Annotated in this window: 25 protein-coding genes; 12 read left to right on the top strand and 13 right to left on the bottom strand. The window is 64.7% G+C overall.

Going from position 1 to position 23,023, the window contains the following annotated elements:
* Positions 1–31: 31 nt before the first annotated feature.
* Positions 32–1,408 carry a VWA domain-containing protein gene (locus CWS35_RS08760; RefSeq protein ID WP_100951655.1) on the top strand — a complete coding sequence of 459 codons (1,377 nt, stop codon included), beginning with the start codon at positions 32–34 and terminating at the stop codon, positions 1,406–1,408.
* Between the two features lie 31 nt (positions 1,409–1,439).
* On the opposite strand, the gene CWS35_RS08755 is transcribed toward CWS35_RS08760, so the two are convergent.
* A complete protein-coding gene (locus CWS35_RS08755) occupies positions 1,440–1,967 on the bottom strand; it encodes a hypothetical protein (RefSeq protein ID WP_245438919.1) in 528 nt (175 codons plus the stop codon).
* On the opposite strand from CWS35_RS08755, the gene CWS35_RS38885 reads away from it, so the two are divergent.
* The 3 genes from CWS35_RS38885 (at position 1,959) to recQ (ending at position 5,656) form a co-directional block, all read left to right on the top strand.
* Positions 1,959–2,135 (top strand): hypothetical protein, encoded by a 177-nt coding sequence (locus tag CWS35_RS38885; protein WP_157817099.1) that lies wholly within the window; start codon positions 1,959–1,961, stop codon positions 2,133–2,135. The two genes, CWS35_RS08755 and CWS35_RS38885, sit on opposite strands and share 9 nt — an antisense overlap.
* A 172-nt stretch (positions 2,136–2,307) precedes the next feature.
* Positions 2,308–3,528, top strand: a complete 1,221-nt coding sequence (locus CWS35_RS08750; RefSeq protein WP_100951654.1) for a DUF2235 domain-containing protein — start codon at positions 2,308–2,310, stop codon at positions 3,526–3,528.
* 259 nt (positions 3,529–3,787) lie between these two features.
* Positions 3,788–5,656, top strand: coding sequence for a DNA helicase RecQ (recQ, locus tag CWS35_RS08745; RefSeq protein WP_100951653.1), 1,869 nt, complete (start codon positions 3,788–3,790; stop codon positions 5,654–5,656).
* Between the two features lie 351 nt (positions 5,657–6,007).
* Here recQ and CWS35_RS08740 read toward each other — a convergent pair whose 3' ends face one another.
* A complete protein-coding gene (locus CWS35_RS08740) occupies positions 6,008–6,373 on the bottom strand; it encodes a hypothetical protein (RefSeq protein WP_210202778.1) in 366 nt (121 codons plus the stop codon).
* Between CWS35_RS08740 and CWS35_RS08735 the strand changes: the two genes are divergently transcribed.
* From CWS35_RS08735 to CWS35_RS08725, 3 genes are all read left to right on the top strand, one after another.
* Positions 6,351–7,049 carry an alpha/beta hydrolase gene (locus CWS35_RS08735; protein WP_100951652.1) on the top strand — a complete coding sequence of 233 codons (699 nt, stop codon included), beginning with the start codon at positions 6,351–6,353 and terminating at the stop codon, positions 7,047–7,049. The two genes, CWS35_RS08740 and CWS35_RS08735, sit on opposite strands and share 23 nt — an antisense overlap.
* A gap of 203 nt (positions 7,050–7,252) precedes the next feature.
* Positions 7,253–9,001 carry an NAD(P)/FAD-dependent oxidoreductase gene (locus CWS35_RS08730; protein WP_100951651.1) on the top strand — a complete coding sequence of 583 codons (1,749 nt, stop codon included), beginning with the start codon at positions 7,253–7,255 and terminating at the stop codon, positions 8,999–9,001.
* Positions 9,002–9,079: 78 nt separating this feature from the next.
* Positions 9,080–10,021: a metallophosphoesterase gene (locus CWS35_RS08725; RefSeq protein WP_024578698.1), complete on the top strand. Its 942-nt coding sequence runs from the start codon at positions 9,080–9,082 to the stop codon at positions 10,019–10,021.
* 203 nt (positions 10,022–10,224) lie between these two features.
* On the opposite strand, the gene CWS35_RS08720 is transcribed toward CWS35_RS08725, so the two are convergent.
* The 3 genes from CWS35_RS08720 to CWS35_RS08710 all read right to left on the bottom strand — a co-directional run bounded on the left by CWS35_RS08720 (position 10,225) and on the right by CWS35_RS08710 (position 13,054).
* Complete coding sequence (locus CWS35_RS08720) at positions 10,225–11,490, bottom strand: S1C family serine protease (protein WP_100956156.1); 1,266 nt, start codon at positions 11,488–11,490, stop codon at positions 10,225–10,227.
* A 199-nt stretch (positions 11,491–11,689) separates the two neighbouring features.
* Positions 11,690–11,929, bottom strand: coding sequence for a hypothetical protein (locus CWS35_RS08715; RefSeq protein WP_024578696.1), 240 nt, complete (start codon positions 11,927–11,929; stop codon positions 11,690–11,692).
* 111 nt (positions 11,930–12,040) lie between these two features.
* Positions 12,041–13,054 (bottom strand): 1-aminocyclopropane-1-carboxylate deaminase, encoded by a 1,014-nt coding sequence (locus CWS35_RS08710; RefSeq protein ID WP_100956154.1) that lies wholly within the window; start codon positions 13,052–13,054, stop codon positions 12,041–12,043.
* A 161-nt stretch (positions 13,055–13,215) separates the two neighbouring features.
* Here CWS35_RS08710 and CWS35_RS08705 point away from each other — a divergent pair, with 161 nt between their 5' ends.
* Genes CWS35_RS08705 through CWS35_RS40035 form a run of 3 tightly spaced genes read left to right on the top strand, consistent with a single transcriptional unit; the run spans position 13,216 to position 15,064 of the window.
* The gene (locus CWS35_RS08705) at positions 13,216–13,680 is read left to right on the top strand and encodes an Lrp/AsnC family transcriptional regulator (RefSeq protein WP_100951650.1); all 465 of its coding nucleotides are present in this window, start codon (positions 13,216–13,218) and stop codon (positions 13,678–13,680) included.
* A 20-nt stretch (positions 13,681–13,700) separates the two neighbouring features.
* Positions 13,701–14,570, top strand: a complete 870-nt coding sequence (locus CWS35_RS40040; RefSeq protein ID WP_245438918.1) for a hypothetical protein — start codon at positions 13,701–13,703, stop codon at positions 14,568–14,570.
* Positions 14,567–15,064 (top strand): LysM peptidoglycan-binding domain-containing protein, encoded by a 498-nt coding sequence (locus CWS35_RS40035; RefSeq protein ID WP_245438916.1) that lies wholly within the window; start codon positions 14,567–14,569, stop codon positions 15,062–15,064. The genes CWS35_RS40040 and CWS35_RS40035 overlap by 4 nt, the downstream gene beginning before the upstream one ends.
* Positions 15,065–15,166: 102 nt before the next feature.
* Here CWS35_RS40035 and CWS35_RS08695 read toward each other — a convergent pair whose 3' ends face one another.
* Entirely contained in the window at positions 15,167–15,889 is a 723-nt protein-coding gene (locus tag CWS35_RS08695; protein WP_157817098.1) for a GDSL-type esterase/lipase family protein, read from the bottom strand.
* Positions 15,890–15,900: 11 nt separating this feature from the next.
* Complete coding sequence (locus CWS35_RS38880; protein ID WP_024578691.1) at positions 15,901–16,932, bottom strand: hypothetical protein; 1,032 nt, start codon at positions 16,930–16,932, stop codon at positions 15,901–15,903.
* Between the two features lie 183 nt (positions 16,933–17,115).
* Here CWS35_RS38880 and CWS35_RS08685 point away from each other — a divergent pair, with 183 nt between their 5' ends.
* Positions 17,116–17,919: an NAD-dependent protein deacetylase gene (locus CWS35_RS08685; protein WP_100956152.1), complete on the top strand. Its 804-nt coding sequence runs from the start codon at positions 17,116–17,118 to the stop codon at positions 17,917–17,919.
* A gap of 49 nt (positions 17,920–17,968) precedes the next feature.
* Here CWS35_RS08685 and CWS35_RS08680 read toward each other — a convergent pair whose 3' ends face one another.
* From CWS35_RS08680 to CWS35_RS08660, 5 genes are all read right to left on the bottom strand, one after another.
* Positions 17,969–18,265: a hypothetical protein gene (locus CWS35_RS08680; protein ID WP_024578689.1), complete on the bottom strand. Its 297-nt coding sequence runs from the start codon at positions 18,263–18,265 to the stop codon at positions 17,969–17,971.
* Positions 18,262–18,540 carry a cell division topological specificity factor MinE gene (minE, locus tag CWS35_RS08675; protein ID WP_026192121.1) on the bottom strand — a complete coding sequence of 93 codons (279 nt, stop codon included), beginning with the start codon at positions 18,538–18,540 and terminating at the stop codon, positions 18,262–18,264. Before minE ends, CWS35_RS08680 begins: the two co-directional genes overlap by 4 nt.
* Entirely contained in the window at positions 18,540–19,355 is an 816-nt protein-coding gene (minD, locus tag CWS35_RS08670; protein ID WP_024578687.1) for a septum site-determining protein MinD, read from the bottom strand. Before minD ends, minE begins: the two co-directional genes overlap by 1 nt.
* 21 nt (positions 19,356–19,376) lie before the next feature.
* On the bottom strand, positions 19,377–20,093 hold the full coding sequence (gene minC / locus CWS35_RS08665; protein WP_024578686.1) for a septum site-determining protein MinC: 717 nt from the start codon (positions 20,091–20,093) through the stop codon (positions 19,377–19,379).
* Between the two features lie 109 nt (positions 20,094–20,202).
* On the bottom strand, positions 20,203–21,141 hold the full coding sequence (locus CWS35_RS08660) for a LysR family transcriptional regulator (RefSeq protein ID WP_100951648.1): 939 nt from the start codon (positions 21,139–21,141) through the stop codon (positions 20,203–20,205).
* 132 nt (positions 21,142–21,273) lie between these two features.
* Between CWS35_RS08660 and CWS35_RS08655 the strand changes: the two genes are divergently transcribed.
* Complete coding sequence (locus tag CWS35_RS08655; RefSeq protein ID WP_100951647.1) at positions 21,274–22,059, top strand: alpha/beta fold hydrolase; 786 nt, start codon at positions 21,274–21,276, stop codon at positions 22,057–22,059.
* A 306-nt stretch (positions 22,060–22,365) separates the two neighbouring features.
* On the opposite strand, the gene CWS35_RS08645 is transcribed toward CWS35_RS08655, so the two are convergent.
* On the bottom strand, positions 22,366–23,016 hold the full coding sequence (locus CWS35_RS08645) for a TetR/AcrR family transcriptional regulator (RefSeq protein ID WP_100951645.1): 651 nt from the start codon (positions 23,014–23,016) through the stop codon (positions 22,366–22,368).
* Between the last annotated feature and the right edge of the window lie 7 nt (positions 23,017–23,023).

The following is a 23,023-nucleotide window of genomic DNA, read 5'->3' as shown; positions in this document are numbered from 1 at the left end:
AATTCAATCCAATTTCATCGCTCTTTAGAAGATGCGCGAGAACCTGCATCGCTTCTTTCGTGTGGCGCGGGGGGCCGGGGTCCGGGTCTCGCCCGCCGAAAGCATCGATGCGATGCGGGCGGTCGCCCAGGTCGGCTTTGCCGACCGCGATGTCCTGCGCGACACCTTCCTGCTGACACTCGCCAAGACCCAGGACGAGAAGCGCTCGCTCGGCGAATGCTTCGACCTGTTCTTCAGCCAGCCCGAGCCGCAGCAGGAGAGCGCCGAGCAGAACAAGGCTGACGACAGCAGCGCATCCGGCGCCAACCCCTCGGCCGATGAGCATGGCGACACGTCGGGCGGCGCGGCCAACGAGAATATCGGCTCGCTGGCGCAGATGCTGCTGTCGCAGGATCGTTCCGCGATCTCGACGGCGATCGCCAACGCCTCCGGCGCCGCCTCGCTGCCCGACATCCGCTACTTCACCCAGCGCGGCATCTTCCAGACCCGTATCCTCGACGCGATGGGCATCCAGCGCCTGCGCGATGACATCGACGAGCAGACCACGCGCAATCCGGCGCTCGCCGAACGTTTGCAGGAGGCGCTCAACGGCCTGCGCGGCACGGTTCGCGACGCGGTCTCGCAGGCGCTGCTGCTCTACGGCCGCGAGGAAGCGGAGAACCTGCGCAACGAGATCCTGCGCAACGCGCCGCTGGCGCGGATCGAGCCGCGGCAGGTCGAGCAGATGCGCGCGCTGATCCGCCAGATCGCGCGGCGGCTGCGCGAACGCTATTCCAAGCCGCGCAAGCGCCAACGTCGCGGCCATCTCGATGTCCGCCGCACGCTGCGGCGCAATGCGGCCTGGGGCGGCGTGCCGTTCCTGACCGCGTGGAAGCGCAAGCACCGCGACCGACCGAAGATCGTGGCGCTGTGCGACGTTTCGGGCTCGGTCGCCCGCGTCTCGGACTTCTTCCTGCTCCTGATCCACAGCCTGCATGAGGTGGTCGACGACGTCCGTTCGTTCGCCTTCTCGGGCCATTTGATCGAGGTCAGCGACATCCTGGAATCGATGTCGCCGGAAGAGGCGATGAAGGAGATCATGTCCAAGGTCGGCTTCGGCTCGTCCGACTACGGCAACTCGTTCGCCGATTTCGAGGACAATTGGATGAGCGCGATCACGCCGCAGACCACGGTGATCGTGCTCGGCGACGCCCGCAGCAACAACCTCGATCCGCGCGCCGACATCCTGCGCCGCATCGGCGAGCGCTCCAAACGGCTGGTGTGGCTCAATCCCGAGGGCCGCATGGTCTGGGGCTTTGGCGATTCCGAGATGCCGCGCTACGCGACCTTCTGCACCGTGGTGCGCCAATGCGCCACCGCACGGCAGCTCGAGCGTGCGGTGTCCGACATCGTGGCGACCTATCAATAGACGGCAGCGCCGATGACGGTCTCAGCCCGTCTCAGATCGCAATCGCTTCGTTGTGGAACAGCCAGCCGACGAAGGCGATCAGCGTCAGCGCGATCGATGCGAAGATGCTCGCGAACTTGATCGTCGTGATCGCCTTCAGGACCGAAACCGAGCGCGCGGCCTCGTGCCGGTCGCCGCGCAGCAACAGCCATGCCAGCAGACAGTCCTCGATCAGGTCGCTGAGCAGATAAACCGCCGGCACCACCAGGCCGAGCGGCGCCGCGGCCGGATAGAACTGCTTGAGCAGGTGCGATGACGCCGCGCCCAACGCGCCCGCCAGCGCTAGCATGACGATGAGATCGAGCGGGAACAGGATCGGAAAGACATATTTCATCCGAAGATCGGACTGCACCAGTTCGCCAAGCTGGTCGCCGGTGTAGCTCAACGTCCTCTCGGGAAAGCGAGCGCGAAATCGCTTGGCAAAGACGCGATCGGAATAGACACCGACCCACCAGAACAATCCGAACGCAATCACCACCAGACCCGCGAGAATGACCGTCACGAGGGCTTGATGGCTCATGCCGATCCGTTCCTGCCGATGATGAGAAAACTGCGGCAACCCGCAGGTAAAATGATCGCGCGCACCGGCGAAGTCCCCGAACGGGAGAGAATGTCAACGCATCACAGCAATGATCGACATTCAGATTCCCACCTTTTCCGGGGTGTGGCAATTGAATTCTACGGATAGCGCGGAGAGCGAGTATGCAGCTGGTGCCAATGGCGGCAATCGGATCGGGGCTGCGCCGGCGGCACGGCGGTCACACCGCGTACACTAAACCGTCTTCAATTGGAGATTGAACCCTCCGCGCATCCTGCCATAGATTGGGGCCACGAATTTCACGGCGACCGCGAGGAAACGGATGCCGAAGGATATTGTGATTTGTTGCGACGGCACCGGCAACGAGATCGGCGCCAATATTTCCAACGTGCTGAAGCTGTTTCGTGTCACCGACAAGGATGACCGGCAGCGGATTTATTATCATCCGGGTCTCGGCACGATCGGCCTGCAAAACAGTTGGGGCCGCTTCAAGCAGGAGGTACGCGGCCTGTTCGGGCTGGCGTTCGGCGCCGGTCTCGACGAGGACACGCTCGGCGCCTACCAGTTTCTGTGCCGGCTCTGGGAGCCCGGCGACCGGGTCTGGATGTTCGGCTTCAGCCGCGGCGCCTATACCGTGCGGGTGCTGGCGGCTTTCGTTCGCGTGATGGGCCTGCTGCCGGTCGACCAGATCGACCTCGCGGGCTATGCGTTCTCGACCTACAAGAAGGCCAGCGCGGACGCCCAGAAGCCCGACGGCACGTTCGACGATGCGCCGCTGAAGGAGGCCTGGCATTTCAGCCAGATCGCCGGCGGCCGCAACATCGACATCGAATTCGTCGGCGTCTGGGACACCGTCGCCTCGATCATCGTGCCGCGGCAGGACAACTTCCTGTTCGACATGCAGACCCTGCTGTTCACCCGCACCAACTCCAGCGTCAAGCGCTTCCGCCAGGCGATCTCGATCGACGAGCGGCGGCGCATGTTCCGCCTCAACCAGTGGAAGGAGCCGCAGCCCTACCGGTCGAATCCGTTCGATCCGCAGACAGAAGTGCCCCAGGACATCCGCCAGGTCTGGTTCGCCGGCGTGCACTCCGACGTCGGCGGCGGCTATCCGGAGGATGAGAGCGGGCCGTCGAAGTTTCCACTGATCTGGATGCTCGAGCAGGCCAAGGCCGCCGGGCTGCATATGGATCAGGCACTGATCGACCATCTCGCCTGGGGGCTGCCGCTGCCGCCACACAGCCACGAATATGTGCCGCCGAGCGCGACGGCCCCGCTGCACAATTCGCTGACCGGCGCCTGGGAAATCCTGGAGTGGATTCCGAAGAGCGACAAGTGGAAGGAATGGCCGGCGCGAAAGTCCTTTTTCGGCTTCTATCTGCCGCGCGGCGAGCCGCGGCCAATTCCCGAAGGCGCGACCATCCATGCCTCGGTGCTGGAACGCATCGAGCAGGTTCCGACTTACAGGCCGATCAACCTGCCGAAGAGCTACCAGGTCGAACCCATGACGCCACCGCCGGCGCCACCAACTCCGATCGCCTGAAGGTACCGCTCTCGGTCACCGGGATAATTCCGACAAGGCGCTGGCGCGAGTGGCGTCTGGACCGGCACGGCTCGCTGCCGCGCCGGCGACCGCGGCAAATATCTGCGATGATCCGCGGCAACCCGACCAGGCCTCGAGTCTCGAATTGAGTTTGCCGTTGGGACGTGTATTAACACGCTCCGTTCCGGTATCGTTCGCCCGGACGAGTTCGAACACCGCCTGCTGACCCCAAGAAAATCAGGGGAAATCGCAAGGGATCATGACTGCCCAGCCCGCCCTCGATCGCACATCCGATCTATCTCGCGACGCGCGATCCGTGCTCAGTTCCGTGTTCGGCCTGTCGGGCTTCCGCGGCGCGCAGGAGAAGATCATCCGCCACGTCACCGAGGGCGGCAACTGCCTGGTGCTGATGCCGACCGGCGGCGGCAAGTCGCTGTGCTACCAGCTGCCGTCGCTGCTGCGTGACGGCTGCGGCATCGTGGTATCGCCCCTGATCGCGCTGATGCGCGACCAGGTCGCGGGCCTCACCGAGGCCGGCGTCAACGCCGCGGTGCTGAACTCGACGCTGTCCTACGAGGAGGCGTCCGAGGTCGAGCGGCGGCTGATCGCGGGCGATCTCGATTTGCTTTATGTGGCGCCGGAACGGCTGCTGACGCCGCGCTGCCTCAATCTGCTCGGCCAGGCGCAGATCGCGTTGTTTGCGATCGACGAGGCGCATTGCGTGTCGCAATGGGGCCACGACTTCCGCCCGGAATATATCGGCCTGTCCGCGCTCGCCGAACGCTTCCCCAAGGTGCCGCGCATCGCGCTGACCGCGACCGCGGACGCGCTGACGCGGAAGGAGATCGCCGAGCGGCTGTCACTTGCCGACGCGCCGGAGTTCGTCGCAAGCTTCGACCGGCCCAACATCCGCTACGAGATCGTCGACAAGCAGAACGCGACCACGCAGCTGAAGAATTTCATCAGGGAACGCCATGCCGGCGACGCCGGCGTGGTCTATTGCCTGTCGCGCGCCAAGGTCGAGGACGTCGCGGCGGCGCTCAGCGAGGCCGGCATTCCCGCGTTGCCCTATCATGCCGGGCTCGATGCCGGCGTGCGCGCCCGGCATCAGGACCGTTTCCTCAACGAGGACGGCATCGTGATCGTCGCCACGATCGCGTTCGGCATGGGCATCGACAAGCCGGACGTGCGCTTCGTCGCGCATCTCGACCTGCCGAAGAGCATCGAGGCCTATTACCAGGAGACCGGACGCGCCGGGCGTGACGGCAAGCCATCGGCGGCGTGGATGGCCTATGGACTCTCCGACATCGTGCAGCAGCGCCGCATGATCGACGAATCGACTGGCTCCGATGCCTTCAAGCGCGTCTCGATCAGCAAGCTCGATGCGCTGGTCGCGCTGGCCGAGACGGTGCATTGCCGGCGGCAGCGGCTGCTCGGCTATTTCGGCGAGGCGCGGACCGAGGAAAGCTGCGGCAATTGCGACAACTGCCTGACGCCGCCGAAGGTTCGCGACGGCAAGGTGCTGGCACAGAAGCTGCTGTCCTGCGTCTATCGCACCGGGCAGCGCTTCGGCGCCATGCACCTGATCGACGTGCTGGTCGGACGGTTGACCGAGCGGGTCAAGCAGTTCAACCACGACAAATTATCGGTGTTCGGCATCGGCCGCGAGCTCAACGAGAAGCAATGGCGCGCGGTGCTGCGGCAACTGGTGGCGATGGGTCATCTGCGCGCCGACAGCGACGCCTTCGGTGCGCTGAAGCTGACCGACAGCGCCCGCGGCGTGCTGAAGGGCGAGACCGCGGTGATGCTGCGCGAGCAGCCGGAAGGCGCGCGCAACCGCGCGGTCCGCGGCAAGTCGCGCCGCGGTGATCTCGCGCCCGCGGCCGACAGTCCGGGCGGCGTCGCAAACCCCGCGCTGCATGCGGCGTTGCGCGCCTGGCGCTCGGAGGTCGCGCGGGCGCGCGGCGTGCCGGCCTATGTGGTGCTGCACGATTCCACCATCGACGGCATCGCCGCGATGCGTCCGGACACGCTGAACGAGCTGCGCAACATTGCCGGGATCGGCGACAAGAAGCTCGAGCATTACGGCGACGAGTTGATCCGGATCGTGAGCAAGACGGAGGGCTAATCCTGCTGTCACGCTCCCTCATTGCGAGGGGCGCGCGACAGCATGCAGGGCAGTTTGCGCTGAAGCGACGAAGCACAGCGACGCGCTCCGAAAATATCGAAAACAACCCCATGCAAAGCAGCAGGCAGCCGCGGGCACCTCGAAAAGCGCTTGACGCGTCGGGCAAATCAAGGGTACTTTTCCATTATTCCGAAATTCTGCCAGCGCCAACCGCTGCGCAATGGCGAAGTCGTCTTCGAACGCCCTGATCGCTCTCAACGCGGCAGGGGCGTTCCTGGTTGGCCCGATACGGACATTGCGGACAAACCTGCCCTTCAGGATAGTCGATCCCCTCCTCATGCGGGCCCCCCATCATGGTCGGCACCAGGGCAACCGTGCGCGCCCCCTCCCGCGAAGGAAGGCGGCAACCTCCTCCGTGATCGTCGAATCCTTGCGAACATCGCCGGCCTCGGGGAACCATCTGCGCAACGCGAATGGAGCTACTCCCTCGGCGGTGACCACCGCGACGGCGACCTTGCTGACGCGAAGGTCGTCGGGTCCATAGAACGCGACCGTGCCAACCGGGTAGCCCCGAAAGCCTGATCTGCTCTTCTTTTCCAGCCACGTCTGTGGCTTCCATCCGGGTTTCATGATTACTTCTTTGCGGGCGGCGATCAGACGACAGCATGCAATCTGTCCCCCAGAGGAGCCGAACATGAGCAGCAAGCCGACGATCATTCTGGTTCACGGATTCTGGGGAGGCGCGGCGCACTGGAGCAAGGTGATCGTCGCGCTCTCGCACAAAGGGCACACCGGCCTGCAAGCGGTCGAGATGCCGCTCACTTCGCTCGCCGACGATGCCGAACGCCTGCGCAAGATGGTCAAGCAGCAGGCCGGCCCGACGCTGCTGGTCGGTCACTCCTACGGCGGCGCTGTGATCACCGAGGCTGGCGATCTTCCGAACGTGGCCGGCCTCGTCTACATCGCGGCCTTCGCGCCCGACGCCGGCGAGAGCCCCGGCGGCATCACGGCAGGCCTACCGCCGGCCGCGATTGCCAACGTGGCGCCGGACAGCGACGGATATCTCTGGATCAAGCCCGACAAGTTTCACGAGAGCTTCTGCCAGGACCTGCCCGCCGATGAAGCGCTGGTGATGGCGGTCACCCAGAAGGCGCCGCTCGCCAGCACGTTCGGCGACAACATCACCGCGCCGGCCTGGAGGAAAAAGCCGGTCTGGTATCAGATCTCCAGCGAAGACCGGATGATCAACCCCGACAATCAGAAGCGGATGTCGGAGCGGATGAATCCTCGCAAGATCATCACGCTCGCAGCCGGCCACGCGTCGCTGGCCTCGAAGCCAGACGAAGTGAGCGCCTTCATCGACGAGGCCGCAACCAGCCTGGCCGGAGTGTAAGCACAACGCCTCCTATCCGCTCGGCGGCTGGAGTGAGGCAGCGCCCGGATACCGCAGCGCTCGGCACCGCGGCATAGGAGCTATACCCGACGCGGCAGCCCATGCGCTTGCGGGCTGCACCGCCCTCGCCCTAATCTTTCGGTCGTCGCGTCCAACGAGGTGCGGCCAAGACATAACGACACGACATAGGGAAGAGACGGACCATGGCTCAGGAGAGCGCCGCGCTTACAACTGCGCGCCCTGCGGAAACCGGATCGTTCGATGCCGTGGTGATCGGCGCAGGCTTCGCCGGCATGTACATGCTGCACCGGCTGCGCGGGCTCGGCTTCACCGCGCGGGTCTATGAGGCGGGCGGTGGCGTCGGCGGCACCTGGTACTGGAACCGTTATCCCGGCGCGCGCTGCGACGTCGAGAGCCTGCAATATTCCTTCTCGTTCTCCGAGGAATTGGATCAAGAGTGGAGCTGGTCGGAGAAATATTCTCCGCAGCCCGAAATTCTCGCCTACGCCAACCATGTCGCCGACCGCTTCGACCTGCGCAGCCAGATCGTGTTCGACACCCGCGTCACTGCGGCGACCTTCGACGAGGCCGACGGCACCTGGTTGATCGAGACCGACCGCGGCGACAGGGTCACCGCGAAATTCTGCATCATGGCGGTCGGCTGCCTGTCGGCGCCGAACCGGCCCGCCTTTCCCGGCATGGCGGATTTCCGCGGGCCGATCTACCACACCGGCGAATGGCCGCATGAGGGCGTCGACTTCACCGGCCTGCGCGTCGGCGTGATCGGCACCGGCTCGTCGGCGATCCAGTCGATCCCGATCATCGCGCAACAGGCATCCGAGCTGACCGTGTTCCAGCGCACCGCGACCTGGTCGGTGCCGGCGTGGAACGAGCGGCTGACCGCGGACTATCTGAAGGAAGCCAAGGCGCATTATCCGGAGCTGCGCGCGAAAGCGCGCGCACGGCCGACCGGCTTCTATTTTCTGTTCAACGCCCAGCCGGCGCTACAGGCCAGCGAGGAAGAGCGCGAACGGCTCTATGAGGAAGCCTGGCAGCGCGGCGGCCTGCCCTTCCTCGGCTCCTTCGGCGATCTGCTGTTCGAGAAGGCGGCCAATGACACCATCGCCGATTTTGCGCGGGAGAAGATCCGCGGCATCGTCAAGGATCCCGCGACGGCCGAGTTGCTGTGCCCGCAGAACGTGTTCGGCTGCAAGCGGCTCTGCGTCGACACCAATTACTTCGAGACCTACAACCAGCCGCATGTGAAGCTGGTCGACGTCTCGAAGACGCCGATCGAGCGTTTCACGAGCGAAGGTATCGTGGTCGAAGGCACCGAATACAAATTCGACGCGATCGTCTCCGCCACCGGCTTTGCCGCCATGACCGGCTCATTCGACAAGATCGCGATCACCGGCCGTGGCGGACGGACGCTGGCGGAGAAATGGCGCGCCGGTCCGCGCGCCTATCTCGGCCTCGCCTCGGAGGGCTTTCCGAACCTGTTCATGATCACCGGTCCCGGCAGCCCGTCGGTGCTCGCAAGCATGATCCAGGCGATCGAGCAACATGTCGACTGGCTGGCCGATTGCATCGCTCACATGCGCGACATCGGCGCCGGCACGATCGAGGCGGTCCGCGATGACGAGGACGCCTGGGTCGCCCATGTCAACGACGTCTCCACGGTCTCGCTGCGCTCGACTTGCAGCTCCTGGTATGTCGGCACCAACATTCCCGGCCGGCCTCGCGTGTTCATGCCGTATATCGGCGGTTTCCCGATCTATGTGCAGAAGTGCAATGCGGTGATGAACTCCGGCTATGACGGCTTCGTGCTGGAGGGTGGGCGCAACGGCAACGCGCCGCCGCAAGTCCGCTTCACCGAGCGCTGGCAGGTGCCGCTCGACGTCGAGGTGATCTCGCCGGCCGCGGTCGCCGCCAAGCGCGTTCCTATGGTCTGAGCGGTATCCCGCACCGGGATCACGCATGCTAGTGTCGCGCCGACTCGCGTTTCGCACCGCGGGTTCGCACGGGGGACGATGGCCGACACGGCTTTGCAAGAGTTGATCGAGCGGATCGGCGCCGACCATGTCGCGCGTCGGCTTGCTGTCGAGACCGAACATGAGAAGCAGCTGATCGGCCAAGGCACGCTGCTGTTCAACGTCGAGAATTTGAGCCTGGCACCTTGGATCGTCGAGACCGCGCTCAAGCTGGCCGGCCTCCATGGCCGCGCGCGGCGTAACGCCGATCGGGTCGAGGTGCGGCGCAACCTGGTGACATCGACGCGGCTGCCCACGGCGTTCGACGGCTTCAGCATCCTTCAGCTCAGCGATCTTCATGCCGATATCAGCCAGGGTGCGATGCGCCATCTGATGGATATCGTGCGCTACATCGACTGCGACATCTGCGTTCTGACCGGCGACTATCGCGGCAAGACGTTCGGCGCGTTCGAGCAGAGCCTCGCGCTGATGCGGGATGTCTGCGCGCGGATCAAGCGGCCGCTCTACGGCATCCTCGGCAACCACGACAGCATCCGCATGACGCCCGCACTCGAAGCGATGGGCATCCGCATGCTGTTCAATGAGCAGGAGCCGATCACGCGCGATGGCGCAACGATCCATCTCGCGGGGATCGACGATGCGCATTTCTATCGCACCGACGACATTCCAAGGGCCGCAACGGCGATCCCGCGCGATGCATTCTCGGTCCTGCTCGCACATACGCCGGAATCCTATCGCGAGGCGGCAGCAAGCGGCTTCGACCTGATGCTGAGCGGGCATACCCATGGCGGCCAGCTCTGCCTGCCCGGCGGCGTCGCGATCAAGCTGGAAGCGCGGTTGCCGCGCCGGATGGGCAGGGGTGCATGGCGCTTCGGCGAACTTGCCGGATATACATCGGCCGGCGCCGGCACCAGCCTCGCGCCGGTGCGGCTGAATTGCCCGGCAGAGATCACGCTGCATATGCTACGGCGGCTGACCTAAAGCGAGATGAGATAAGGTTGAATCATCATCTCGATTTGGCTTCTCGTTTGCGCATGATCTTTCCGGAAAGCCGCTTCGCACGTTTCCGTATCATGCTTTAGACCGTAGGATGGGCAGAGCGCAGCGAAACCCATCAATCTCATGCGCGGAACGATGATGGGTTTCGCTGCGCTCTACCCATCCTGCGAGCTGAACTGCCAAACTCAGCTTTTCGGCTTCTTCGCGCCCGCGCTCTGTTCATTGACCTTGCAGGTGATCAGAAGCGTATAGCCGCGCGCGTCCTTTGCGATCTCGGACGTCTCCCGCTTTGACGCATCGTGCCATTCGGTGGTTTGGTACTGCACCGCGCTATTGTCGAGGAAGTCGCGCAACGCACCGGTCTTGATCGCGAAATTGATGTTCTCCGGAATCGATCCGGTCGCCCGCGCGACCGTGACGGCATCGAGTTTCGCGGCCACGACGCCCACCACACCGCCGCCGAGATCGAACAGCGGGCCGCCGCTGTTGCCCGGCTGCACGGCGGCGCTGATCTGCAGGAAGCGGGTATCGTTCAGGATGCCGCTCAACGAACTGACGATGCCGGTGGTCACGGTGAAATCGGACGTCAGCAGCCCGTGATAGGGATACCCGATCGCCACCACGCCATTGCCGACCGGAATCGCATTCTGCCGGATCTTGGCGACATCCTTGAACGGCGACGGCGCTTGCAGCAGCGCGAGATCGTTGGTCTCGTCGCCAGACACCAGCCGCAATTTGACCGGTGCCTCGCCGCTCAAATTGCCGGTGATCTCGCTGCACCCATTGATGACATGATGGTTGGTGACGACGTGACCGCTGCTGCTGACCACGAAGCCGGTCCCGGTGCCGGACTTTGCCTGCTTCTGCGCCGGATTCGGAGCCGCCTGCTGCGGCGGCGGTGCGGCCGCGGGCTTCGCGGCAACCGCGAATTCCCCGGCATTGGCGATGCCGTTCCTCTTCACCGAAGCTACGCAGTTGACCAGCGCGGGCAGCAATTGTCCGGTTTGATTCAGGTTGAACTGGAACAATTGTCCCTGCGCGAACGCCGTCATCTGGCGCGCCTTGCGGAACTGATTGATCAGGTTGGAGGTCACCGGCATCTCGACATTGACGAGCTGGGTGCCGAGCGGCATGCCGTAGACATTGAACGCGGGCTGGCCGTCGAAGGTCAGCGTGAGCGGAAAGGCCTCGCCCGGCGTCAGGCGCCAGCTCTCATGGGCGAAGCCGAGCCGCCAACTGCCATTCGCGGTAATCGCCACCACGAAGTAGATGCCGCTCTGATAGACCGTGCCCGCCGAGCAATGCGTGAACGCGCCGTCCTTGTCGTTGGTGAACGCGCCGCCTTTCCAATTGCCGACCGTGATCGAGCCGTAGGGACCGCGGGCACTTGTTGGAGTTGCAGACGCAAACAACCATGCGGCCGCAACGGCCGCCCAGATCGCAACTCGCATGACGTGCACTCCCAGCCACAACCCAACCCGGGAGGCGGAGAGATTCACCCACAAGTGGTGCGCGGCCCGATCTTCAGCACTTGCGGCCGGCAATGCCCCTGCGGATGAGGCTATCGCCACACCCTCTGGTTACAGAGCGCATGTTCCCATTATGTTCCCAAGATGTCAATCCAGACACATTCGGCCAGGCCCCGAAGGGCTACTGTTCCCGGACGGAGGACGGGGTCGGCGGATTTGGATCGCTGAACCAGTACCAGGTTGCGAGAGCATGGACGCCGACGCCGATCAGGAAGATGCCGGCATAGAGTTCGACCGCGCTGTCCATCGCCAGCAGGCGCACGCGCGGCACGATGCCATGGGTCCCGGAAACCCAGAACCAATGCCCGACAGCGACGATGCCAATGCCGAGCGCGGCAAGGGCCCGGCCGGCCGCATTCATCTTCACACGATGGTCTCCCGACTCGCCCGGTTCGACGAAAGTAGCGAGCCAAGCTGACGCGGACCTTACGCGGCAGCCCGTAAGAGCCCGTAGCCCGGATGGAGCAAGGCGTCAGCCGTTGCGGAACGCGTAGGCGTAACCGTTGAGCGCCGGCGCGCCGCCGAGATGGGCATAGAGCACCTTCGACCCGGCCGGGAAGAACCCCTTCTGCACCAGGTCGATCATGCCCTGCATCGACTTTCCCTCGTAGACCGGGTCGGTGATCATGCCTTCCAGCCGCGCGCTGAGGCGGATCGCCTCCTTGGTCTCTTCCGAGGGCACACCATAAGCGGGATAGGCATAGTCCTCGATCAGCACGACATCATCCGCGACGATGTCGCGGCCGAGCTCGACCAGCCCGGCCGTGTTCTGCGCGATCGACAGCACCTGCGCCTTGGTCTGGGCGGGTGTGAACGAGCCGTCGATGCCGATCACGTTGCGGGCGCGGCCGTCGGCGGCGAAGCCGACCAGCATGCCGGCATGGGTCGAGCCGGTCACCGTGCAGACGATGATGTAGTCGAACTTGACGCCGAGCTGGCGCTCCTGCGCGCGCACCTCCTCGGCGAAGCCGACATAGCCGAGCCCGCCATATTTGTGCACGGAAGCGCCTGCCGGAATCGCGTAAGGCTTGCCGCCGGCCGCCTTCACTTCCTCGATCGCCTGCTCCCAGCTCTTGCGGATGCCGATGTCAAAGCCTTCATCGACCAGGCGCACATCCGCGCCCATCACGCGCGAGAGCAGGATGTTGCCGACGCGGTCATAGACCGCGTCCTCATGCGGCACCCAGCTTTCCTGCACCAGCCGGCACTTCATGCCGATCTTGGCCGCGACCGCGGCAACCATGCGGGTGTGGTTCGACTGCACGCCACCGATCGAGACCAGCGTGTCGGCGTTGGAGGCGATCGCGTCGGGGATGATGTATTCGAGCTTGCGCAGCTTGTTGCCGCCGAAGGCGAGCCCGGAATTGCAATCCTCGCGCTTGGCATAGAGCTCGACCTTGCCGCCGAGATGCTTGGATAGCCGATCGAGCTTCTCGATCGGAGTCGGCCCGAAGGTGAGCGGATAGCGCGCGAATTTTTCCAGCATGCTGGCATCCTCTTTGATGGTCTGGAACAGCGGCAAGACCTATCATCACCGGCGCGAAAGGTGCTCTCTAACTTGGCTTCCTGAGCTACTGAATATTGCTGATCTCTAGTCTAATGATATATTTTCTCTCACTAGTTTGATTATTAATGAAAGATTCTTCCATGCCTGCCCGGCTCGATCGTACCGATCTTAAGATACTGAGATTGCTGCAAAAGGACGGCCGGCTCAGCAATGCCGAGCTGGCCGATCAGGTCGGCGTCAGCCCCGCCACCTGCCATCGCCGGACCCAGGCGCTGTTCGACGACGGGTATGTCAGCGGCGTCCGTGCCATGGTGGCACCGCGCAAGCTCGGCAAGGGCACGCTGGTCATGGTCGGCGTCGTGCTCGACCGCTCGACCCCGGAAAGCTTTGCGAGCTTCGAACAGGCGGTGGCCAAGCTGAGCTTCGTGCTCGACTGTCACCTCGTCGCCGGCGACTTCGACTACTTCCTGAAGATCCGCGTCGGCGACATGGAGGATTTCAACCGGATCCATGGCGACCAGCTGATCGCGCTGCCCGGCGTGCGGCAGACCCGAACCTTCTTCGTGATGAAGGAGGTGGTGGACAATGCGGCGCTGGAGTTTTGAGCCTGCATCAGAAGCTGCCCATGGCGCCGCGCGTCATCGACTGCGGTCTCACGCGTCACGCCGAGCGCCGACGTCGGCATGCCTTGGCGCGGAGCGGCGGTGAGCTTCAGAGCAAGCCTGGCTCCCCGAGAAGAGTAATCCTTTCATCCGACTTGATGGGTGGTGCAAACGAGCGCAGTCTCTCCAGGAACTTCCACGGGGTGCTGGATCACGCGGGGGTTCATCCGCGGATGACGATCATGAACGCCACGGCGATGAAACTGGTCATAGCGTTGCTGGCACTTGCGGCCGGCGGCACTGCGATGTTCGTCTTCGGCGTCCGTCAGAGCCAGCAAAGTCCGGGCGCGAGCACGCCCTTGATGGCGGCGGCGCCGTCCGCGCCGGAGGCTTCCGCACGAGACCAGCACCAGGCTGCGTTGGCGAAGGTGCAGACCGAGACCGCGGCCTTGACCGACGCGCTGGCAGGGCCGACGCCAGCACCTGACGGCAACGCGTTGCCGGAGTTCGACATCGTCAACGTCGAGCCGACCGGCGAGACTGTCGTCGCCGGCCGGGCGCTGCCCGACGCGACGGTGGAATTGCTGCGCAATGGCGAGGTGTACGATCGCGCCGTGGCGGACAAATCGGGCCAGTTCGTCATCGTCCCGCGCCCGCTTCCGCCGGGAAACCATGACCTGACCCTGCGCATCACGCGCGACGGCAAGCAGGTGACCTCGAAGCAGAGCGTGGCGGTGGCGCTCGAGGCCGCAGCCAGGGAGCGCCCGGTGGTGGCACTGATGACGCCGGACACGCCGGTCCGGGTGCTGTCGCAACCCGCGGCCACGGCATCGGCTGCGGGGAAGATGGCTGTCGAGACAGTCGAGACCGAACCGGGGGCAAGCTTCATGTGAGTGCTCAGGCAGCTCCCGGCGCGACCGTCAGGCTCTATCTCAACGGCAGCTTGATCACGTCAGGCACGGCCGACCAGGCCGGACGCCTCTCGGTCACGATCAACAAGGGCGTGACGCCCGGCGACTATCGGATCCGGCTTGACGACGTCGACCCGAGTTCCGGCAAGGTGCGTGCACGCGCCGAGGTGCCGTTCAACGTTCCGGACACGACGACGGCATCGATCCCGGCGCCGGCAGCGTCGTCCACCGGTGCAGGCTCGCCGCAGCTTGCGGCGGCAGCAACCACCGCGCCTGATGTGAGCTCGCCGTCCGCGGTGATCGTGCCGAACATCACCACGACCACGGTGACCCGCGGCGACAGCCTGTGGCGCATCAGCCAGCGCGCATTGGGCGCCGGGCAGCGCTACGCGGTGATCTATCGCGCCAACTCGCAGCAGATCCGCAATCCGAATTTGATCTATCCCGGCCAGGTCTTCGTTCTGCCGGCACGGTAAAGTCAGCAGGCCCGGTCAGTTGCCGAAGCTTCAGCAGCGCACGATCCTGGCGGATCGTTCGCGGAACGCACGCTGGCGCAGAAGGCGCAGGAAAATCACGCGCTAGTTTCTATGCGGCTCGGCGGCCACCGACTTCCGCAGCAGCTCGGTGAGCAGGTCATAGCCGGCGCTGGTCAGATGCAGATTGAGGTCGGGCTGAAACAGCGGACACGGCGTCTTGTGCCCGCATTCGAAGGCATCGTGCACGTCGAGAAAGGCGAACCTGGCGGAGGCCGACGCCTGGTGCAACGTGGCGTTCACCGCGCGGATCTTGTCATCCGCGCCCATCAGATTGGTGCCCCGGGGCAGGATGCTGACCACCATGACATGCGCCTTCGGGAATGTAGCGTGCACGGTCTTGACCGCAGTCAGGATACCCCAGGCGATATCGCAGGTCGGATAGCCGATGTCGTTGGTGCCAATCAGAAGCAGCACGTCGTGCGGCGACTGCTTCTGCCAGTCATAGGTCTTGAGCCACCACAACAGGTGCTCGGTGCCGTCCTGGCCGAAGCCGGCGTTCAGCACCGACATGCCCATCGCCTGTTGCAGCCGGGCCTCGCTCCAGCCCTGCATGATCGAATCGCCGAATGTGATGGCATCGAAGCTTTGCGCGGCAAGCCGTCGCCGCAGCTCCTCCTGCTGCGGCACCCAGGCGTCAGGGCGTGCGGCCGGCGTTGTCGTTGCCACGGGGGCTGCGGGCGCCGCCGGGCAGGTTGCGGCGGATGCAGCGGTCGACAGACCCAGCAAGACTGCCAGCAGGATCAGCAGATGTCGCGTCAGCTTCATTCCTGTGCCCGTTACTTCGCCGCTGCGTGCAGTTGCAAATAGCGCTTCACGAGATAGTCCTCGCCAAGCCCGGTCTCGTCGGTGAGGCTGCGTGGCGGAAACTTGACCCATGATGCGAAGATCGCCTGGTCGGGCACGACGTGCTGGCGCGTCTCGATCGCAGTGAACTTGTCGACCGCGCTGTTGAGCCATTGCTCATTGGTCTCCGCGCTGCTGGTCGCGGCGCTGTTGTAGATGATGCCGAGCTGCATGTGCTCGTTGCGCACGAAGCCCGCGATCGCGCTCAGGCTTTGTGTCCAGTTCGGCCGGTACCAATCGATGTCGATCGCCGCGAACGCGATCGGCCGGCCGGTCGCCGCCTTGAAGGCACTACGCCAGGCGCGATAGTCGTCCTGCCAGTGCGGCTCATTGGTCAGCGATGGAATCGGCACCGACTCGCCGACGATCAGATTGGGAAATACGCTCTGATAAGCGCGGACATTCGCTGCGACGCGCTGCGCGACGTCGGCAATCGACGAGTGACATGCATGCGGGCCATTGTAGTAATGGCCGAACCAGAGCGGCTCATCCATCGATATGTATTGCAACGTGGCGCCGGCGCGCTTCAGCTTGGCCGCCAGATTGGCGGTTTGATAGGAGGCGAAATAGCCCTCGACGCCCTGCCCGCACGACGGCGATTTGTCATTGTCGTAAGCCTGCGAGAGCATCGCGACCGCGAGCGCGATGTGGTGCTCCTTCAGCCGCGCCGCGACCTTGGCCAGTTCGGCGTCGGAGAGCAGCAACAGGTGCTGCGTCAGCAGTTCGACCACCTGCACGTGGTTCATGAACTCCGGCCAGGGCGCCTTCTCCGCAAAGAACAGCGTGTCCCAGCTGCGGTGCGCTTCCGGATCCTGGTAGCCGCCCATGTGAAACCAGATTTGCGGCGGCACGCTGCGCGATGGCGTTTGCGCCCATGCCTGTGGGCCGACGGCGGCGGATGACGAGAATGCGAGGCAGAGCATGAGTCCCTGGCAGAGCCAGCGCCGCAGCGGATTGCGGGACATGAGCTTCCTTCCAACCTGCAAGGCTGCATCCGGGCCGTCGAGACGATGCCCGCGGACCCGATCGCCGATGCAAATTGCCGGGCGGTCGCTTAACCCAGCATGAATGCCTGGCCGGCGTTTGACCAGCCGCGCTCACGATCTGGCGATCTGGCGCGGAGGAACCCGACGCACTAGATGTGCGCCATGCCAGACAATGCCCTCGAGAATTTCATCGCCGGCCACCAGCGCCTGTTTGTCCTGACCGGGGCCGGCTGCAGCACCAATTCCGGCATTCCCGACTATCGCGACAGCGACGGCAACTGGAAGCGGACCCGGCCGGTCACCATCCAGGCGTTTTTGGGCGAGGCGGCAACGCGGCAGCGCTATTGGGCGCGCAGCATGGTCGGCTGGCGGCGGTTCGGGCGCGCAGCGCCGAACGGTGCGCATCGCGCGCTGGCACGGCTGGAACAGCAAGGGCGCTGCGAGCTGCTGTTGACCCAGAACGTCGACCGGCTGCACCAGGCCGCGGGCAGCCAGCGCGTGATCGACTTGCACGGCCGGCTCGACGTCGTTCGCTGCCTCGGCTGCGGCGCCACGATGCCGCGCGAGCAATTTCAAGGGGAACTGGCGTTGCTGAACCCTATCTGGCTTACGCTCGATGCCGCCGATGCGCCGGACGGCGACGCCGACCTCGAACAGGATTTTTCATCCTTCGTGGTGCCGGCCTGCGCTGCCTGCGGCGGCGTATTGAAGCCGGATGTGGTGTTCTTCGGCGAGAATGTACCGCGCGATACGGTGGCGACGGCGCAGGCACACCTCGAACAGGCCGACGCGCTGCTGGTCGTCGGCTCGTCGCTGATGGTCTATTCCGGGTTTCGCTTCGTCCGGATGGCGGAGCAGCGCGGCCTGCCGATCGCCGCCGTCAATCTCGGCCGCACCCGTGCCGACGATTTGCTCACCCTCAAGGTCGAGGACCAGTGCGAAAGCGCGCTGGCGTTCTTGCTGTAAGACAGCCGTCGTTGCGAGCCAATGGTCGCAACGACGAAGCTGTGCCCGCTTATGCCCGATGGCGCGGCGCCTTGGCCATCGGAAGATTGGCGTTCCAGTTCGTCCAGCTAACGCTGGCGAGGCTGCCGAGATCCGTCGCCAGCGGGCGGCGGGTGCGGCGCTCATACTCGGCGATGCAGCGGCCCGACTCGCCGATCTTGCGCTGCAACTGATCGATCGTCATCTGCGTCGCGCGGCCGCAATTGGCCTTGCCGAGCTGATCGGCCTCGATCTCCTTCAGCGCCGCGCGCAGCTTCTTCAGCTGTGCGCGCTGCCATGCAATGTGACTGTCGCTGTCTGCCGTCATGTGGCCGCCACCATCTTTGATCGTTGCACGCCGTTGGGAACCTCGATGTCGACCTCGAGCATCGAGACGAACTTGCCGCGGTCCATCCGGACCACCACCTTGTCGGGATCGACATCGATATGCTTCGACACCACGCTCAGGATCTCCGAGCGGAGCGTTTCCAGAAGGTCGGGCGCACCGGTCCTGCCGCGCTCATGCGACAGCAGGATCTGCAACCGCTCCCGTGCGACGGGCGCCGATGCAGCGCGGCCGCCGAACAGCCGCATCACGTTCATCATGCCGCCCTCCGTCGCAGCAACCGGTCCATCAGCCCCTTGCGCTCGACCGGCACGACCATCTCGACCGCCTCGCCCATCAGGCGCCGCACCGCATCGGTATAGGCCCGCGCCGGCGCGCTGCCCGCGGCGTTCAGCGTCACCGGGCAGCCGACGTTGGAGGCGCGCAACACGTCCTGGCTTTCCGGCACGATGCCGAGCAGCGGTGTGGCGAGGATTTCCAGGATATCGTCGATCGACAGCATCTCGCCGCGCGCGGCGCGGGCGCTGTCATAGCGGGTGACCAGCAGATGCTTCTCGACCCGCTCGCCGCGCTCGGCGCGGACGGTCTTGGAGTCCAGCATGCCGATGATGCGGTCGGAGTCGCGCACCGACGACACTTCCGGGTTGGTGACGATGATGGCCTCGTCGGCGTAGCGCATCGCCAGCGTCGCGCCGCGTTCGATGCCGGCCGGGCTGTCGCACAGGATCCAGTCGAACTTGGTCTTGAGGTCGCCGATCACGCGCTTGACGCCCTCTTCGGTCAGCGCGTCCTTGTCGCGGGTCTGCGACGCCGGCAGCAGCCAGAGATTTTCCAGCCGCTTGTCGCGGATCAGTGCCTGCGGCAGTTTTGCGACCCCCTGCACGACGTTGATGAGGTCGAACACCACGCGCCGCTCCGCGCCCATCACCAGATCGAGATTGCGCAGACCGACATCGAAATCGATCACGACGACGCTCTGGCCCATTTGCGCGAGTGCCGCGCCGAGCGCAGCGGTGGAGGTCGTCTTGCCGACCCCGCCCTTTCCGGACGTCACGACCAAAACCTTGGCCATTCTCTTTCTCCTTATCGTCGGTCAGTTCAATGCAGTGATGCGCAGCATTTCGCCCTCGAGCCACGCCTGGGCGGGCCGGTTGCGCAAGCTGTCAGCGATTTGTTCCGCGGTCTGGTAGTAGCCGTCGATGGCGAGCAGCTCGGCTTCGATCTTCTGGCAGAAGATCCGGGCCGCCGAGTTGCCGTTGATGCCGGCCATCGCACGGCCGCGCAGCGTGCCGTAGACATGGATCGAGCCGCCGGCGACGACCTCGGCGCCGGAGCCGACCGAGCCCAGCACGGTGACGTCGCCCTCGGCGAACACGATCGACTGGCCGGAACGAACCGGGGTCTCCAGCAGCAAGGACGGCAGCTTGGTCTTGTCCTTGTCTTTGTTTTTTTCCTGCGGCTGCGGCGTCTTCGGTTCGACATGGGTGATCGCGCAGGCGCGGCCGCCGGTCAGAAGCGGCGGCATATTGGCGGCGAGCCTCGATTCGTCGACGCCCTCGATGCCGAGGATGCGGATGTTGCGCTCACCGAGGCTGCCGACGAGGTGCGCGATGGCGGACTGGCTGAGATCGACCGCCGAGAGGTCGAGCACGACTGGCTTGCCGGTGAAAAAGCCAGGCGACTTCGCCAGCGTTGCGTCGATCTCGGCAAGCCAGGACACGACCGGCACCACGGGCGAGAAAACGAACGCAACATAGGAACGGCCGCGCATGCGGACCTGCTGACGTACGGCCTGTTGAGTTGCGTCCATCGCCCCTGACTCGGTTGTCTTGTCGAATGGTTAACAATCGGCCCGCATGGTTAATCATTGGTTAACAAGGGTAGGGGTTTTCACGGATTTGCGACGACCGCTATGCGGTCTATCGCACCGTCTCCGGCGCGCCGGCCGCAAGCATGAGGTCCCAGGGCGGCATGTCGCCGAAGCTCGAGTTCAGATGCTCGATAAATCGGCGGAGCTTCAGGGACACGTGCCGCTTCGTCGGGTACACGGCATGAATTGCCAGCTCTGACGTCTGATGATCTGGCATCAGAACAGCCAGATCTCCCCTCGCAATGGATTCCCCGAACACGAAGCTTGGTCCATACGCAACGCCGGCGCCCGCCAATGCCGCGGCGAGCAGCATCTGCATGCTGTTGGCCGCCAGCCGCACCGGGCCATCGATGACGTGAGTCCTGCCCTCTGGATCGACGAGCGTCCAATCGCCGGCTGAAACCGCTTCGCTGAACGCGAGGCGTGGCGCCTGGCGGAGTTGTTCGACGGTCTGAGGCACGCCGTGCCGAGCCAGAAACGACGGGGCTGCGCAGAACGCCATCCTGCAAGGAGCAAGTCGTCGAGCGACGAGGTCGGAATCAGCCAGCCGCCCAATTCGGATCGCCACATCAATGCCATCCGCCAGCAGATCGACATAGCGGTCGCTCAGCGTGGTCTCGACTGCGACGCCGGGATGTGCGGCCAGATAACTCGCCACCACATTGCCGAGATGCATCGCCCCGAAAGTGGCCGGCGCCGCAACGCGCAGCACGCCGCGCACCGTCTGCTGCGCGTCGCCGGCTTCCCGGTTCGCGTCCTCGTATTCTTCCAGGATGTGCTTGCACCGCGTGTAGTAGACCTGCCCCACGTCGGTCGGCTTCAGCATCCGCGTGCTGCGCTGAAGCAGACGCACATTCAGTTGCTCCTCGATCGCGGCAACATGCTTGCCCGCCATCGAAGGCGACAGGCCGAATCGCCGGGCAGCGCCGACGAGACTGCCCTCCTCCACCGCGGCGACGAACACCGCCATGCTGACCAGCCGGTCCATATCCACTCCAATTCGATAATGTGATTATCAGATACTGATAGAATGACGGCAATTATCGATCAAAGGTCGAGAAGGTATCTCTGCTTCATTCCAACCGGATCGCCCGGTTGGTTCCGAAACGGGAGACTCACGATGAAAGTCGCGTCGAATGGCCTTGCTATCCATGTCGAGGAACAGGGCGAGGGCGATCTGTCGCTCGTCTTCCTGCATTATTGGGGTGGCTCGTCCCGGACCTGGAAGCATGTCACCGCCGGACTGGCTCCCGACTTCCACACCATTGCGATCGATCATCGCGGCTGGGGCGAGTCCGACGCCCCGGCCAGCGGCTACGCGCTGGCCGATCTCGCCGCCGACGCCGAAGGCGTGGTCAAGGCGCTGGACCTGAAGCGCTATATCCTCGTCGGCCATTCCATGGGCGGCAAGGTCGCACAGCTCATGGCATCGCGCCAACCGGCTGGTCTGGCCGGCCTGATTCTCGTCGCTCCGTCCCCGCCGCAGCCGATGTCGATACCGGCAGAGGCGCGGGAGATGATGGCGGGCGCCTACGCCACCCGCGACACCGTCGAGGCAACCATCGATAACGTACTGACAGCCAAGCCGCTCACCGCTGAGGACCGCGAGCAGGTGATCGCAGATAGCCTGCGCGGTGCGTCACCGGCGAAGATTGCGTGGCCGAGAGCCACCAGCCTGGAAGACATCACGGAACAGGTCGGCGCCATCGGCGTACCGACCATGGTCATTGCGGGTGAACTCGACCGCATCGACAGCCCCGAGCTGCTGCGCGCAGAAATGATTTCACGCGTACCGCAGGCCGTCATGCATGTCCTGCCGGGCACCGGACATTTGTCGATGCTGGAATCGGCCGATGCGCTGGTCCCGCTCATCGAGGGCTTCTGCGCTTCGCTGCGGGAGCGCTGACATTTGTTTAGCGCCGACCCAATGGCGATCGCTCGGCCTGCACGGAGGCATCGAACACCGCACGGCATGATGGGCTGAGCTGCTCGACCCGGGCGGCCATGCAATCCCGGATCCTGCCGCGGTTCGGGATGTAGGCGCTGCACAACCGCATCGCGTCACCCATGCAGGCTTGGCGCTGCATGGACTCGTTGGGGCCGGACTGGGCCATCGCAGGCATCATGGTTGCACCAACAAGGACAATGGCTAGACGAAGTTTCATGGATCACTCTCTCACTGGCAGGTTGAAGTGTCGGCCGAGGCCGGGCGTCAGATCGCAGGCTTGTTGCGATCACGGGAGGCGTGCTCGGCCTCGATTTGCGCCGACGGCAAATGCAGCAGCGTTGCGATCGTGGTGTCGAGCAGTTGCGCCCACGCGGTCTCGGGATCGATCTCGGGCGCGAACCGGCCGAGCAGCATCGGAAAGGTCGGCGGCTGGTTGAGTGCGGCGTTGAGCAGCGCGAAGAACAGCGCCGGATGGCTGCTGCGGATGATTCCCGCCGCGATGCCGGCCTGAAACAGCTCACGCGCACTCTCGTAGGCCGGACGCAGCAGCTTCTCGGTCACCCGCGTAGACCGCTCGGGCGTCTCCGCACCATGGCGAACCACGAAATTCCTCAGTTGCGGATGCGCGGCGTAGAACGTGGCGACGCGGACGATGAGATCGCGCAGCCGGTCACCCAGCGAGCGTTCCGTGTCGGCCGCGATCGCCTGCACCTCGGCCATCACCGGCATTGCAAGCACGACGATGCGGTCGAGGCAGGCTTCCCACAGCGCGGCCTTGTTGCCGAAATGGACGCGAATGAGATTCGGCGCCACGCCAGCCGCCGCTGCGACACTGCGCAGGTCGGCGCCGTCGAAGCCTTGGGCCGCAAAGGCCTCCGTCGCTGCGATCAGCAACGCCTGGCGGCCATCCGGCATGTCCTTG

It is taken from the genome of Bradyrhizobium sp. SK17 (assembly GCF_002831585.1).
Lineage (GTDB): Bacteria > Pseudomonadota > Alphaproteobacteria > Rhizobiales > Xanthobacteraceae > Bradyrhizobium.
This window is presented reverse-complemented; position numbering and strand designations above follow the sequence as displayed.